The following is a 14,355-nucleotide window of genomic DNA, read 5'->3' as shown; positions in this document are numbered from 1 at the left end:
TCTACAACCTCAAAGCAGTGTTTTGAGCAGCCTGCGGCTAGTTTCCTAGTTGGCTCTTTGATTTTCATTGAGTATAAGAAGCACATAAAAACTAGAACTAACTGCCAGTTCTAGTTTTTGCGTATTCTGAGGTATTAGTATTTTCTAAATCGTTGATAGCGTTCTTCCAGCAACTCTTCTAGCGGTTTTTGTGAAAGTCTAGCCAGCTCAGCTTGAAGTTCTTTCTTGACACTCTTAATCAGTTCTTTACTAGAAAGTCCTGCTTCAGAAATCACCTTGTCCACCACGTCCATTTCTAACAGTTCATGGGAAGTGATTTTCATCAGTTCTGCTGCTTCCATGGCACGAGTTCCGTCCTTCCATAAAATGGAAGCAAAGCCTTCTGGACTGAGAATAGCATAGATAGAATTTTCCAGCATCCAAACACGGTCCGCAACGGCTAGAGCCAGAGCCCCACCTGAACCACCTTCACCGATAATGATGGCAATAATAGGAACTTTCAAATCACTCATTTCCATGAGATTGCGAGCAATAGCTTCTCCCTGTCCACGTTCTTCCGCTCCGACACCAGGATAAGCACCTGCTGTATTGATAAAGGTCACAACTGGACGGCCAAATTTCTCAGCCTGTTTCATCAACCGCAGTGCCTTTCGGTAGCCTTCTGGATGTGGTTGGCCAAAATTCCGTTTGAGGTTGTCTTGCAAACTCTTGCCTTTTTGGATACCAACCACTGTTACAGCTTGGTCTCCAAGCCAACCAATACCACCAACAACTGCACCATCATCACGAAAAGAACGGTCACCATGTAATTGGATAAATTCATCAAAAATGCCTGTCGCAAAGTCCAAGGTTGTCAAGCGACTCTGCTCACGCGCTTCTCTGACTATTTTTGCAATATTCATCTAGGACTCCCTCCATGCAATCTGACTAGGCTAGCAATCATATCTGGTAAGTCTCTTCTTTTGACAATAGCATCCACAAAGCCATGTTCTAATAGGAATTCTGCCTTTTGGAAATCCTCAGGCAAGCTTTCACGAACCGTATTTTCAATGACACGACGCCCAGCAAAACCAACCAAGCTCTGTGGTTCAGCCAGAATGATATCGCCTTCCATAGCGAAAGAAGCTGTCACACCACCAGTCGTTGGATCTGTCAAAATGGTCAGGTAAAAGAGACCAGCATTTGAATGGCGTTTAACCGCCGCAGAGATCTTAGCCATCTGCATGAGACTCATGATTCCTTCCTGCATACGGGCTCCACCAGAGGCTGTGAAGAGGACAACTGGCAATTTTTCGACAGTCGCATACTCAAACAAACGAGTGATTTTTTCACCTACAACCGTACCCATAGAAGCCATGATAAAGTTAGAATCCATAATCCCAAGAGCCACAGTCTGACCTTTTATAAGAGCTGTTCCTGTCACAACGGCTTCATCCAGACCTGTTTTTTCACGCATAGTTGCTAGTTTCTTTTGATAATCAGGGAAATGCAAGGGATCCTTGCTTTCAATCCCTGTAAACAATTCCTTGAAGGTTCCCATATCAATCATCAAAGCCAAGCGTTCTTGAGCAGAAATACGAAAGGTATAGCTACAGTGCGGACAGATACGCTCACTTCCCAGATCCTTCTGATAAATGGTATGCTTACAACCCGGACACTGGGAGAATAATTCATCTGGAACCTCTGGCTTAGCTTGAGGTTTTTCCCTAACCGAACGATTGGGATTGATTCGAATATACTTATCTTTTTTACTAAATAGAGCCATTGATTCCCCTTTTCGGTTTAAACTCTTAAAGTCATTTTATTCTTTTTCTTGATATTTAGGTAAGAAGGTTTCCATCAAGAAGGAAGTATCGTAATCTCCAGCAATGACATTGCGATCTGAAATGAGGTCAAGCTGGAAATCTGCATTGGTCTGCACCCCTTCAATCTCTAATTCATATAGGGCACGTTGCATTTTCATCAAGGCGTCAAAACGATTTTCGCCGTGTACTATGATTTTGGCAATCATACTATCATAATAAGGCGGAATGGTATAACCTGGATAAACTGCTGAATCCACGCGCAAGCCAACTCCACCACTTGGCAGATAGAGATTAGTAATCTTACCTGGACTTGGAGCAAAGTTAAAGGCTGGGTTTTCTGCATTGATACGACACTCGATGGCATGACCGCGTAGGACAATATCTTCTTGCTTAACAGACAAAGGCTGACCTGCCGCAATGCAAATCTGTTCCTTAACGATATCCACACCTGAAACAAACTCTGTTACTGGATGTTCTACCTGAACACGAGTATTCATCTCCATGAAATAGAAATTGCTACTTGCTTCATCAAGAAGAAATTCAATGGTTCCTGCATTCTCATAGCCAACAAACTCTGCCGCTCGAACAGCAGCAGCACCTATTTCATGACGCAGCGTTTTTCCGATTGCAATCGAGGGACTTTCTTCCAAAACCTTTTGGTTATTCCTTTGAAGAGAACAATCCCGTTCACCCAAGTGAATCACATGTCCATGCTCATCACCTAGGATTTGAACCTCAATGTGCCGAGCTGGATAGATAACCCGTTCTATGTACATGGCACCATTGACATAATTGGCCTTGGCCTCACTAGAGGCAGTTTCAAAGGCAGAAACGAGGTCATCTGGTTTTTCAACCTTACGAATCCCTTTACCACCTCCACCTGCTGAAGCCTTGAGCATAACAGGATAGCCAATTTTTTCAGCAACAATCAAAGCTTCTTCAGAGTTATGCACTTCTCCATCTGAACCTGGTATAACAGGCACACCTGCTTTAATCATCTGAGCACGCGCATTGATCTTATCCCCCATCATATCCATAACATGACCAGATGGACCGATAAACTTGATACCTACTTCTTCACACATGGTCGCAAATTTGGAATTTTCACTGAGAAATCCAAAACCAGGGTGAATAGCTTCTGCCTCAGTCAAGACTGCAGCTGATAGAACTGCATTAATATTGAGATAAGACTCTGTTGCCTTGCCAGGACCAATACAAACTGCTTCATCTGCCAAAAGCGTATGAAGAGCTTCCTTATCAGCAGTTGAATAAACCGCTACCGTCGCAATCCCCAATTCACGTGCCGCACGGATAATACGAACCGCAATTTCACCACGATTGGCAATTAAAATTTTTCGAAACATGGAGAACCTCCTTAGTTCCCAATTGCAAAAGTAAGGATACCACTGGCTGCAAGCTTGCCATCCACTTCAGCCTTTGCTTCAACCACAGCTATGGTGCTACGACGTTTTACAAAAGTCGCTGTCATAACCAATTGGTCGCCTGGTACAACTTGCTTCTTGAACTTAACCTTGTCCATACCAGCGTAAAAGACCAGTTTTCCTTTATTTTCAGGTTTTGATAACTCCAACACACCAGCAGTTTGCGCCAAGGCTTCCATAATCAGAACACCTGGCATAACTGGGTATTGAGGAAAGTGGCCGTTAAAGAAAGGCTCGTTAATGGTCACATTTTTGATAGCAACAATGGTATCCTCGCTCACTTCCAAGACACGGTCCACTAGAAGCATAGGATAACGGTGGGGAAGGGCTTCTTTGATTCCTTGAATATCGATCATTTGATACGTACCAATCCTTTACCAAACTCAACCATTTCCTCGTTAGAGACGAGAATTTCCGTTACCACACCATCCTTAGGAGCTGGGATTTCATTCATGACTTTCATGGCTTCGATAATGACCAATGTTTGACCTTTTTTGACACTATCACCAACTGTAACGAAGGCAGGTTTATCTGGTCCAGCAGCCAAGTAAACCACTCCAACAAGTGGACTCTCTACAAGATTTCCCTCAGTAGCCACACTTGCTTCAGCTGGAGCTGGAACTTCTTCTGCTACAGTTTCTGCTGGAGCAGATGTAGAAGCTACTGGACTTGGTGTTGCTAGAACAGGTGCTGGAGCGACTTGAGTTGCAACTTCAGGCACAGGTCTCGCTTCATTCTTGCTAAACTGCAACTCATCCGTCCCATTTTTATAAGAAAATTCTCTCAAACTTGACTGGTCAAATTGAGTCATCAAGTCTTTAATATCATTTAAATTCATACTTATCTATTCTCCCAACGTTTGAAAGCAAGAACTGCATTGTGGCCTCCAAAACCAAAAGTATTTGAAATAGCGTATGGAATTTCTTTCTCCAAGCCTTGTCCATAAACGACATTAGCTTCGATATAATCTGATACTTCACTTGTCCCAGCTGTCATTGGTACAAAGTTATGACGCATAGCTTCGATGGTGACGATAGCTTCTACTGCACCCGCAGCCCCCAGCAAATGTCCTGTAAAAGACTTGGTTGATGATACAGGTACTTCCTTACCAAGAACAGCTACGATAGCTCCACTTTCTCCTTTTTCATTGGCAGGAGTTGACGTTCCGTGAGCATTGACATAGGCTACTTGCTCTGGAGAAATCTCAGCTTCTTCCAAGGCTAGTTTGATGGCCTTGATAGCTCCCTGACCTTCTGGATGTGGAGAAGTCATGTGGTAGGCATCACAAGTATTTCCGTAACCAACCACTTCAGCCAGGATAGTAGCTCCACGTTTTTCAGCGTGTTCAAGACTTTCTAGAACCAACATCCCTGAACCTTCACCCATAACAAACCCATTGCGATCCTTATCAAATGGGATCGAAGCACGAGTTGGATCCTCTGTAGTAGAGAGAGCTGTTAAGGCTTGGAAACCAGCGATGGCAAAAGGTGTGATAGAAGCTTCTGTTCCTCCCACCAACATCACATCTTGGAAACCAAACTTAATGGAGCGGAAGGCATCCCCAATCGCATCATTTGATGAAGAGCAGGCAGTATTGATAGATTTACAAACACCGTTTGCACCAAAACGCATGGCTACATTCCCAGAAGCCATATTTGGTAAAGCTTTTGGAAGAGTCATTGGTTTGACACGTTTGGGTCCTTTTTCATGAAGGCGAAGTACCTGATCTTCAATTTCCTTGATTCCACCAATACCAGATGCAACGATAACACCAAAACGATCCCTATTAAGAGCCTCTACATCAAGATTGGCATGATTTACAGCCTCTTGGGCTGCATACAAGGCATATAAAGAATAGTTATCAAAACGGTTGGTATCTTTTTTTATAAAGTATTTATCGAACGGAAAATCTTGGATTTCTGCCGCATTATGCACATCAAAGTCACTATGATCAAATTTTGTAATGACACCAATGCCGATTTTCCCAGTTGCTAAACTATTCCAAAATTCTTCTGGTGTATTTCCAATTGGAGATGTTACTCCATAACCTGTTACCACTACTCGATTTAGTTTCATTCTTTTCACCTCTAGCTTTCGCTACATACTTAAGCCACCATCAATGGCAACCACTTGACCAGTTAGATAATCTTGGCCTGCTAAAAATACTGTCAAATCTGCAACCTGCTCTGCCTGCCCAAATTCTTTCATCGGAATCTGAGCTAGTGTAGCTTCCTTAATCTTATCTGATAAGATAGCGGTCATATCAGACTCAATCATTCCTGGAGCAATCACATTGACTCGTATATTCCGACTAGCGACTTCGCGTGCCACAGACTTGGTAAAGCCAATCAAGCCAGCCTTAGAAGCAGCATAGTTAGCTTGACCAATATTCCCCATCAAACCAACAACACTAGACATATTAATGATAGCACCTTCTCTGGCTTTCATCATCGGTTTCAAGACTGATTGTGTCATATTAAAGGCACCAGTCAGATTGACCTTGAGCACTTTTTCAAAATCTGCTTCTGTCATCTTAAGCATAAGAGTATCTTGGGTGATCCCTGCATTGTTGACCAAAACATCTACTGAACCCAGTTCTGCAATAGCTTGATCAATCATACGCTTAGCGTCTGCAAAATCTGATACATCTCCTGAAATGGGAACCACCTTGATACCATAGTTTGAAAACTCAGCGAGCAATTCTTCTGAGATTGCCCCACGACTGTTTAAGACAATGTTGGCTCCTACTTGAGCAAACTTGTGGGCGATGGCAAGACCAATTCCACGACTCGAACCTGTAATAAAGATATTTTTATGTTCTAGTTTCATTTTTTTCCTTTCAAAACTTCTACTTATTTTAGCCTATTTCTCTAAAAGTGCTACTAAACTCGCTTGATCTTCCACATGAGCTAAGTGAGCAGTTTGATCAATTTTTTTAACAAAGCCTGACAAGACTTTCCCCGGTCCAATCTCGATAAAGTTGCTTATGCCTGCTTCTTGCATGACCCCAATACTTTCATAGAAACGAACGGGTTCCTTGACCTGACGCGTCAAGAGCTGAGCAATGTCCTCTTTTTGCATCACAGCAGCTTCTGTATTGCCGACTAGGGGACAAGTAAAATCTGAAAAACTTACCCGAGCTAGAGTTTCAGCTAGTTTCTGGCTAGCAGGCTCAAGGAGAGCGGTGTGAAAGGGACCTGACACCTTGAGAGGAATCAAGCGTTTGGCACCTGCTTCTTGCAAAAGTTCAACCGCTCGATCAACTGCAACCACTTCTCCAGCAATGACGATTTGTGCAGGTGTGTTATAGTTGGCTGGAGTAACCACTCCAAGTTCAGAAGCTTTTCGACAGACTTCTTCAATAACCTCTACTGGCGTATTGAGAACTGCTACCATCTTGCCAGAACCAGCAGGGGCCGCTTCTTCCATATAGAATCCACGCTTAGCTACCAAGGCAACCGCATCTTCAAAATCCAAGGCACCGCTGGCCACCAAGGCAGAGTATTCTCCAAGAGACAAACCAGCAACCATATCAGGTTGATAGCCCTTTTCTTGCAACAAATGGTAAATAGCAACTGAAGTTGCTAAAATAGCTGGTTGCGTATAGCGGGTCTGATTGAGTTTGTCTTCTTCCGTATCGATGAGATGACGCAAATCATAACCGAGTACCTGACTCGCTTGATCAATCGTTTCTTTGACAATCGGGTAGTGATCATAGAGATCCCGTCCCATCCCTAGATACTGGGAACCTTGGCCAGCAAATAAAAAGGCTGTTTTAGTCATTTCTTACAACTCCTGCCCAACGAGAGGCTTCTTCTTGTATTTTCTTAGCTGCTCCATAGTACAAATCTTTTAGGATTTCTTCAACGGTTTCTTCTTTGGAAACAAGCCCTGCAATTTGACCTGCCATAACAGACCCACCATCCACATCTCCGTGAACAACCGCTTTGGCTAGGGCACCTGCTCCCATTTGTTCAAAGATTTCTAAATCAGGATTTTCCTGTTTAAAGGCATCTTTCTCAGCTTTTTCAAAATCACGAGTCAATTGATTTTTAATAGCACGAACAGCATGGCCAAAGTGTTGAGCTGAAATCGTAGTATCAATATCTCTAGCTTTTAAAATCTTGGCCTTGTAATTTGGATGTGCATTAGACTCTTTGGCAACGACAAAACGAGTTCCAACCTGAACAGCCTCTGCACCTAGCATAAAGCCAGCCGCAGCACCTTCACCATCCGCAATCCCTCCTGCCGCAATAACAGGAATAGATACAGCTGCCGCCACTTGACGCACCAAGGTCATGGTTGTTAATTTACCGATATGCCCCCCAGCTTCCATTCCTTCTGCGATAACAGCGTCCGCACCAATTTTTTCCATTCGTTTAGCTAGGGCAACGCTTGGTACAACTGGAATAACCGTGATCCCAGCTTCATGGAAGCGTTCCATGTATTTTCCAGGATTTCCTGCGCCTGTTGTCACTACCTTAACACCTTCCTCGATAACGAGGTCTACAATATCTTCCACAAAGGGAGACAAGAGCATGATGTTGACACCGAAGGGTTTATCCGTCAACGATTTGATCTTGTCAATATTGGCCTTGACGACTTCTTTCGGTGCATTCCCACCACCGATAATGCCTAGTCCTCCAGCCTTGGAAACAGCTCCTGCCAAATCACCATCAGCAACCCAAGCCATTCCTCCTTGGAAAATAGGATAATCAATGTTCAATAATTCTGTAATACGCGTTTTCATAGTGCCTCCAACCTTCCTTGCTTACGTAATAGTTCGATTTCACCATAATTTGACAGTCAAACTATTACCTAAACAAGAGGGAGTGGGTTTCCCTACTCCTTCTATCTATATTCTGCTTATACTCTTCGAAAATCAAATTCAAACCACGTCAGCGTCACCTTGCCGTACTCAAGTACAGCCTGCGGCTAGCTTCCTAGTTTGCTCTTTGATTTTCATTGAGTATTATTTTGTTTGCTCTTCAACGTAGGCAACCAAGTCACCAACTGTTTTCAAGTCATTTTCTGCTTCGATTTGGATATCAAAAGCATCTTCGATTTCTGAGATTACTTGGAACAAGTCCAATGAATCTGCGTCCAAATCATCAAAAGTTGATTCAAGTGTTACTTCTGATGCGTCTTTTCCAAGTTCTTCAACGATAATTTCTTGTACTTTTTCAAATACTGCCATGATAGGACTCCTTTAAAATAAATAGTTTTTTTATAACAATGTGTTCACCACATGATTACCTAAATTGTAAGAATGAGCGTGCCCCAGGTCAAGCCTCCACCGAAGCCTGATAGAAGAACAGTCTGGCTACCATCTAAAGGGATGAGACCTTGTTCTACACACTCTGAAAGTAAAATCGGGATACTGGCTGCACTGGTATTGCCATATTCCATCATATTGGCTGGAAGTTTGTCTCGGTCAACACCAATTTTTCTAGCCATCTTATCCAAAATACGGATATTAGCCTGATGCAATAGCAGATAATCCAAGTCTGTCGCCTCTATAGGAGATTCTTCAATAGTCTGCTTGATAGACTTGGCTACATCTCGAATGGCAAAATCAAAGACTGCGCGTCCATCCATCTTCAACAATGAATCTGCACTTTCTTGATCTGAAAATGGAGAATGCAAACCTGAATGCCCATAAGTTAAACACTCGCTGCGACTTCCATCGCTATTGAGACTCTCAGCTAAGAAATGCTCTTGCTCGCTAGCTTCTAACAAGACACCACCAGCACCATCTCCAAACAACACAGCTGTTGATCGATCCGACCAATCGACTGCCTTAGAGAGGGTTTCACTACCAATCACCAAGCCTTTTTGAAAGCGACCAGAAGAGATAAACTTTTCAGCAGTTGAAAGAGCAAATACAAATCCACTGCAAGCCGCGGTTAAGTCAAAAGCAAAGGCTTTATTAGCACCAATATTAGCTTGAACACGAGCAGCTGTAGAGGGCATCATCGAATCTGGAGTAATGGTAGCTAGGATGATAAAATCCAGTTCTTCTCCTGTTATTCCAGCTTTTGCCATCAGTTTCTTAGCAACCTCTGTAGCCAAATCACTGGTAGATTCTGTTCTTGAAATATGCCTTTGTCGTATTCCCGTTCGACTTGAAATCCACTCATCATTGGTATCCATAATCTGAGCCAAGTCGTGATTTGTAACCACTTGCTCTGGCACATAATGAGCAACCTGACTTATTTTTGCAAAAGCCATTATTTCAAATCCTCCAAAAATTGGTAAAGATTAGTCAAACCTTTACCCATGACAGCAATTTCTTCCTCGCTCATGCCATCAATAATTTTTTCTACCATGGCCTTGTGGAAGCGTTTATGCAGCCTATGAATCAAGCGACCCTTCTTTGTCAAATGCAGATGCACCACACGACGATCCTGTTCTGACCGAACTCGCTCAATGTAGCCCTTACGCTCTAAATTGTTCAAACTTGTCGTAACAGTTCCAAGAGTTACCATCAACTCTTTTGACACTTGACTTGGAGTCACGTCTGGAGCCTTACCGATGACATCAATCGTATGCATTTCTTTGATGGAGATATCCTTAAAACGACTACCTCTCAAGTTCACTTCCTCAATTACAAGGACATTGTTAAATATAGATGTTAAATATTCATTGATTCGTTGGTAGTCCATTTTTCATATCCCTCCTTCTTCAAAAAACTTTTACAATCAAAATATTTGACAGAAAGAATTATATCAAAATTCAAAGAATGATGCAAGTATTTTTTATTTTCCTGTAAATTTAGGTCTTCTTCTCTCCGAATGAGCTCGCACTCCTTCTTTGAAATCCTCTGTTTGAGCTAAGGATTTCTGTAGGTTCAGTTCTAAAGTAGCGTAACCCTGCCAGTCTTTAAATTGGCTCTCCCAAACCAACTTCTTAATGGCAGCATAGGAATTACTTGAACCACGTCTTAACTTTTTAAGAAGCTGTTCTCTCGTCTTTTCAAGTTTTTCAGCTTCAGAAACGCGGTAAACCACCCCCCATTCTAGGGCTTTTTCTGCCGTTAAAGCCTCTCCTGTTATAGCTAATTGAGCAGCACGCGTCACACCGATACTACGGCTCAAGAGATGAATTCCCCCTGCATCTGGAGCCAAACCAACACCAACAAAGGCTTGGATAAACTTAGCCTTATCCGTCGCCAAACAGAAATCTGCCGCAACAGCCATATTGGCTGCGGCACCTGCAACAGCACCGTCAACTTCCATTAAAACAGGTTTGGCTATTTGCTTGATTTTATAAGAAATCGTATTGACCAACTCTGCGATTTTTGTCAATGATGGAATATCATCCTCATCCACTGCCCGCTTCATCTCTACCAAATCTCCCCCAACTGAGAAGACCTTTCCATTGGCATTGATTAAGATAAAATGCACAGCTGGATTTTCTTCTGCCAAAGTCAGAGCTTCTAAAATCTCCTCACACATGGGAATATGAAAACCATTTGCGACCTCAGGACGGTTTAAAGTAATAATTGCCAAATCCTCTTCAAGCTGATAAATAATATGTTCCATCTGGACTCCTTTTTATTTTATAAGCAGTTTATACTCTTCGAAAATCTCTTCAAACTACGTCAACTTCCATCTGCAACCTCAAAGCAGTGCTTTGAGCTGACTACGGCTAGCTTCCTAGTTTGCTCTTTGATTTTCATTGAGTATTGAATTATTTTATTTTCAAAGTATATCTTTTTTAGGAGCAGAAAGCAAGAAAAAATCGACTGAAAGTGTCTCAGCCGATAAGAAAGGCGCGCTTTATCCTATAAAGCATCTTATTTTCTTCATTGAAAAAAGCCTTTCTTTCTGCTATAATCGTATAAAATACTTACTTTAGGAGTTCTTATGAAAGTTGTTAAATTTGGAGGTAGCTCTCTTGCCTCTGCTGGTCAATTAGAAAAAGTTTTAAACATCGTTAAAAGCGATTCAGAGCGTCGTTTTGTAGTCGTTTCTGCGCCTGGTAAACGCAATGCTGAAGATACTAAGGTTACGGATGCCCTGATTAAATACTACCGCGACTATGTTGCGGGTAACGATATTAGCAAGAGCCAAAGCTGGATTATCGACCGCTATGCTGCTATGGTTAGTGAATTGGGACTAAAACCAGCTGTGCTAGAAAAAATTTCTAAAAGCATTCACGCCTTGGCCACTCTTCCTATTGAAGAAAATGAATTTCTCTACGATACTTTCCTAGCAGCCGGTGAAAATAACAATGCCAAATTGATTGCTGCCTACTTTAACCAAAATGGTATCGATGCACGCTATATGCACCCTAGAGAAGCTGGGATTGTGGTCACAAGTGAACCTGGTCACGCTCGCATCATTCCATCAAGTTATGACAAGATTGAAGAATTGACAAACACCAATGAAGTCCTTGTCATTCCTGGTTTCTTTGGTGTCACTAAGGAAAATCAAATCTGTACTTTCTCACGTGGAGGATCAGACATTACAGGTTCTATCATTGCTGCCGGTGTAAAAGCCGACCTCTATGAAAACTTTACGGACGTTGATGGTATCTTTGCAGCCCACCCTGGAATCATTCACCAACCACACTCGATTCCTAAGTTAACCTACCGTGAAATGCGCGAGTTGGCCTATGCAGGCTTCTCAGTCCTTCATGACGAGGCTCTTCTTCCTGCCTACCGTGGAAAAATTCCTCTGGTTATCAAGAATACCAACAACCCTGACCATCCGGGTACTCGTATCGTTCTAAAACACAGTAGTGATGAATTTCCAGTTGTGGGAATTGCTGGTGACTCAGGCTTTGTCAGCATTAACATGTCGAAATACCTCATGAACCGTGAGGTTGGATTTGGCCGCAAGGTTCTGCAAATCCTGGAAGAACTTAACATCGGTTGGGAACATATGCCAACAGGTATCGACAATCTTTCTATCATTCTCCGTTCTCGCGAACTAACTCCCATCAAGGAAGAAGAAATCCTGCGTCAGTTGGTTCAAAAGGCTAAAGTAGATCATGCAGAAATCGAACACGACCTTTCTATCATTATGATTGTTGGTGAAAAAATGAAGAGCCATATCGGAGTGACTGCTACTGCGACACGCGCTCTATCTGAAAACAAAATCAACATCCAGATGATGTCTCAAGGTTCTAGTGAAGTTTCTATTATGTTTGTTGTCAATAAAGACCAAGAGAAAGCAGCAATTAAAGCCCTCTACAATGCCTTTTTTGGAGAAAGTAAGGAAGACTAAGCATGGCTCAATCACTTAACAAAACAGTACTCCTCAGTACGACAGGCACTTCCTACCTCTCTATCGCTGGGAAAGTTGGGAAATTCCTTGTCGGAGATCAGGCTTTGGAATTTTACCCCGATGTCAATGTTGAACAATTTATCCAGATTCCTTGGAGCCATATCAACCAAATTGGAGCCAATGTCACTGGGCGGAAAATCAGTCGCCACTTCGAAGTCTTTACAGACAAAGGAAAATTCCTCTTTGCTTCAAAAGACTCAGGTGCCATTCTCAAAATTGCTCGTGAAAAACTGGGTAATGACAAGGTCATCAAACTTCCGACCCTGATTCAGACAATTGGTCAAAAATTTAAAAATCTATTTGCAAAAAAGTAGAAACTTTAGTATAATCATAGCAACGGATAAGTAGGTTATCTTCTTCTTTCAGAAAGTCTGCGGATGCTGCGAGCAGATAGGAGGGATAGGTGAAATTCTACCGTTAATAACAATTACATACACAATCAAGTGCACACCTGTGAAGTTGGATGGAACCGTGGCCCTGCCACTCCAACGCTTTGTCAGGTGTGCTTTTTTCATAAAGGAGTTCTTATGTTAGATATCAAACGTATTCGTACAGACTTTGATGCTGTCGCAGAAAAATTGGCTACACGTGGTGTAGATGCTGCTGTCTTAAACGAGATGAAAGAAATCGATGCTAAACGTCGTGATATTTTGGTCAAGGTTGAAACTCTCAAGGCTGAACGCAACACAGTTTCTGCTGAGATTGCCCAAGCCAAACGCAACAAGGAAAATGCAGATGACAAGATTGCTGCCATGCAAACTCTATCTGCTGAGGTTAAAGCCTTGGATGCTGAATTGGCAGAAATCGATGCTAAATTGACAGAATTTACAACGACTCTTCCAAACATCCCTGCTGACAGCGTTCCTATTGGGGCTGACGAAGATGCCAATGTGGAAGTTCGTCGTTGGGGCACTCCACGCGAGTTCGATTTCGAGCCAAAAGCTCACTGGGATCTTGGTGAAGACCTTGGTATCCTCGACTGGGAACGCGGTGGCAAGGTAACAGGCGCTCGCTTCCTCTTCTATAAAGGCCTCGGTGCTCGTTTGGAACGTGCTATCTACAACTTTATGTTGGACGAGCATGGCAAAGAAGGTTATACTGAAGTCATCACGCCTTACATGGTTAACCACGATTCTATGTTTGGGACTGGTCAATATCCAAAATTCAAGGAAGATACTTTTGAACTCAGCGACAGCAATTACGTCCTTATTCCTACAGCTGAAGTTCCTCTGACAAACTACTACCGTGATGAAATCCTTGACGGTAAAGACCTGCCAATCTATTTCACTGCTATGAGCCCATCATTCCGTTCTGAGGCTGGTTCAGCTGGTCGTGATACTCGTGGCTTGATTCGTTTGCACCAATTCCATAAGGTTGAAATGGTTAAATTTGCCAAACCAGAAGAATCTTACGAAGAATTGGAAAAAATGACAACCAACGCTGAAAACATTCTTCAAAAACTTAACCTTCCATACCGTGTCGTTGCGCTCTCTACTGGAGATATGGGCTTCTCATCTGCGAAGACTTACGACTTGGAAGTGTGGATTCCAGCCCAAAATACCTACCGTGAAATCTCAAGCTGTTCAAACACAGAAGATTTCCAAGCCCGTCGTGCCCAAATCCGTTACCGTGATGAAGCAGATGGCAAGGTGAAATTGCTCCATACCTTGAACGGTTCTGGACTTGCAGTTGGACGTACAGTGGCTGCTATTCTTGAAAACTACCAAAATGAAGATGGTTCCGTGACCATCCCAGAAGCACTTCGTCCATACATGGGTGGAGCTGAGGTCATCAAACCATAAAAAATAAGGTTTA

At 42.7% G+C, this 14,355-nt stretch carries 16 protein-coding genes; 3 read left to right on the top strand and 13 right to left on the bottom strand.

Annotation, left to right across the window (positions count from 1 at the left end; all coding sequences use genetic code 11):
• Positions 1 to 134: 134 nt before the first annotated feature.
• The 13 genes from HT693_RS00880 to HT693_RS00820 form a co-directional block, all read right to left on the bottom strand.
• Entirely contained in the window at positions 135 to 902 is a 768-nt protein-coding gene (locus tag HT693_RS00880) for an acetyl-CoA carboxylase carboxyl transferase subunit alpha (RefSeq protein ID WP_001017397.1), read from the bottom strand.
• Positions 899 to 1,765, bottom strand: a complete 867-nt coding sequence (gene accD, locus HT693_RS00875; RefSeq protein ID WP_138704722.1) for an acetyl-CoA carboxylase, carboxyltransferase subunit beta — start codon at positions 1,763 to 1,765, stop codon at positions 899 to 901. Before accD ends, HT693_RS00880 begins: the two co-directional genes overlap by 4 nt.
• 36 nt (positions 1,766 to 1,801) lie before the next feature.
• Positions 1,802 to 3,169 carry an acetyl-CoA carboxylase biotin carboxylase subunit gene (gene accC, locus HT693_RS00870; protein ID WP_138704723.1) on the bottom strand — a complete coding sequence of 456 codons (1,368 nt, stop codon included), beginning with the start codon at positions 3,167 to 3,169 and terminating at the stop codon, positions 1,802 to 1,804.
• 11 nt (positions 3,170 to 3,180) lie between these two features.
• On the bottom strand, positions 3,181 to 3,603 hold the full coding sequence (fabZ, locus tag HT693_RS00865; RefSeq protein ID WP_000565516.1) for a 3-hydroxyacyl-ACP dehydratase FabZ: 423 nt from the start codon (positions 3,601 to 3,603) through the stop codon (positions 3,181 to 3,183).
• Positions 3,600 to 4,085, bottom strand: coding sequence for an acetyl-CoA carboxylase biotin carboxyl carrier protein (accB, locus tag HT693_RS00860; RefSeq protein WP_138704724.1), 486 nt, complete (start codon positions 4,083 to 4,085; stop codon positions 3,600 to 3,602). Before accB ends, fabZ begins: the two co-directional genes overlap by 4 nt.
• 2 nt (positions 4,086 to 4,087) lie before the next feature.
• Positions 4,088 to 5,323 carry a beta-ketoacyl-ACP synthase II gene (gene fabF / locus HT693_RS00855; RefSeq protein WP_138704725.1) on the bottom strand — a complete coding sequence of 412 codons (1,236 nt, stop codon included), beginning with the start codon at positions 5,321 to 5,323 and terminating at the stop codon, positions 4,088 to 4,090.
• 21 nt (positions 5,324 to 5,344) lie between these two features.
• Positions 5,345 to 6,076 carry a 3-oxoacyl-[acyl-carrier-protein] reductase gene (gene fabG, locus HT693_RS00850; RefSeq protein WP_050200973.1) on the bottom strand — a complete coding sequence of 244 codons (732 nt, stop codon included), beginning with the start codon at positions 6,074 to 6,076 and terminating at the stop codon, positions 5,345 to 5,347.
• A 33-nt stretch (positions 6,077 to 6,109) separates the two neighbouring features.
• Positions 6,110 to 7,030, bottom strand: coding sequence for an ACP S-malonyltransferase (gene fabD / locus HT693_RS00845; RefSeq protein ID WP_138704726.1), 921 nt, complete (start codon positions 7,028 to 7,030; stop codon positions 6,110 to 6,112).
• A complete protein-coding gene (gene fabK, locus HT693_RS00840) occupies positions 7,023 to 7,997 on the bottom strand; it encodes an enoyl-[acyl-carrier-protein] reductase FabK (RefSeq protein WP_000857440.1) in 975 nt (324 codons plus the stop codon). The genes fabD and fabK overlap by 8 nt, the downstream gene beginning before the upstream one ends.
• Before the next feature lie 222 nt (positions 7,998 to 8,219).
• Complete coding sequence (locus HT693_RS00835) at positions 8,220 to 8,444, bottom strand: acyl carrier protein (RefSeq protein WP_138704727.1); 225 nt, start codon at positions 8,442 to 8,444, stop codon at positions 8,220 to 8,222.
• A 59-nt stretch (positions 8,445 to 8,503) separates the two neighbouring features.
• Positions 8,504 to 9,478, bottom strand: coding sequence for a beta-ketoacyl-ACP synthase III (locus tag HT693_RS00830; protein ID WP_138704728.1), 975 nt, complete (start codon positions 9,476 to 9,478; stop codon positions 8,504 to 8,506).
• Positions 9,478 to 9,912: a MarR family transcriptional regulator gene (locus HT693_RS00825; RefSeq protein ID WP_000386347.1), complete on the bottom strand. Its 435-nt coding sequence runs from the start codon at positions 9,910 to 9,912 to the stop codon at positions 9,478 to 9,480. Before HT693_RS00825 ends, HT693_RS00830 begins: the two co-directional genes overlap by 1 nt.
• Positions 9,913 to 10,005: 93 nt before the next feature.
• Positions 10,006 to 10,791: an enoyl-CoA hydratase gene (locus HT693_RS00820; protein WP_138704729.1), complete on the bottom strand. Its 786-nt coding sequence runs from the start codon at positions 10,789 to 10,791 to the stop codon at positions 10,006 to 10,008.
• A gap of 324 nt (positions 10,792 to 11,115) precedes the next feature.
• Here HT693_RS00820 and HT693_RS00815 point away from each other — a divergent pair, with 324 nt between their 5' ends.
• The 3 genes from HT693_RS00815 (at position 11,116) to serS (ending at position 14,342) form a co-directional block, all read left to right on the top strand.
• Positions 11,116 to 12,480, top strand: coding sequence for an aspartate kinase (locus tag HT693_RS00815; RefSeq protein WP_000869644.1), 1,365 nt, complete (start codon positions 11,116 to 11,118; stop codon positions 12,478 to 12,480).
• Positions 12,481 to 12,482: 2 nt separating this feature from the next.
• The gene (locus tag HT693_RS00810; RefSeq protein WP_000079356.1) at positions 12,483 to 12,854 is read left to right on the top strand and encodes a DUF956 family protein; all 372 of its coding nucleotides are present in this window, start codon (positions 12,483 to 12,485) and stop codon (positions 12,852 to 12,854) included.
• Between the two features lie 213 nt (positions 12,855 to 13,067).
• Positions 13,068 to 14,342, top strand: a complete 1,275-nt coding sequence (gene serS / locus HT693_RS00805) for a serine--tRNA ligase (RefSeq protein ID WP_000884228.1) — start codon at positions 13,068 to 13,070, stop codon at positions 14,340 to 14,342.
• Positions 14,343 to 14,355: the final 13 nt, after the last annotated feature.

Source organism: Streptococcus sp. 2154 (assembly GCF_013277255.1).
Lineage (GTDB): Bacteria > Bacillota > Bacilli > Lactobacillales > Streptococcaceae > Streptococcus > Streptococcus pseudopneumoniae.
Note: the sequence above shows the minus strand (reverse complement) of the source record. Positions and strands in the feature narration are given on the sequence as shown.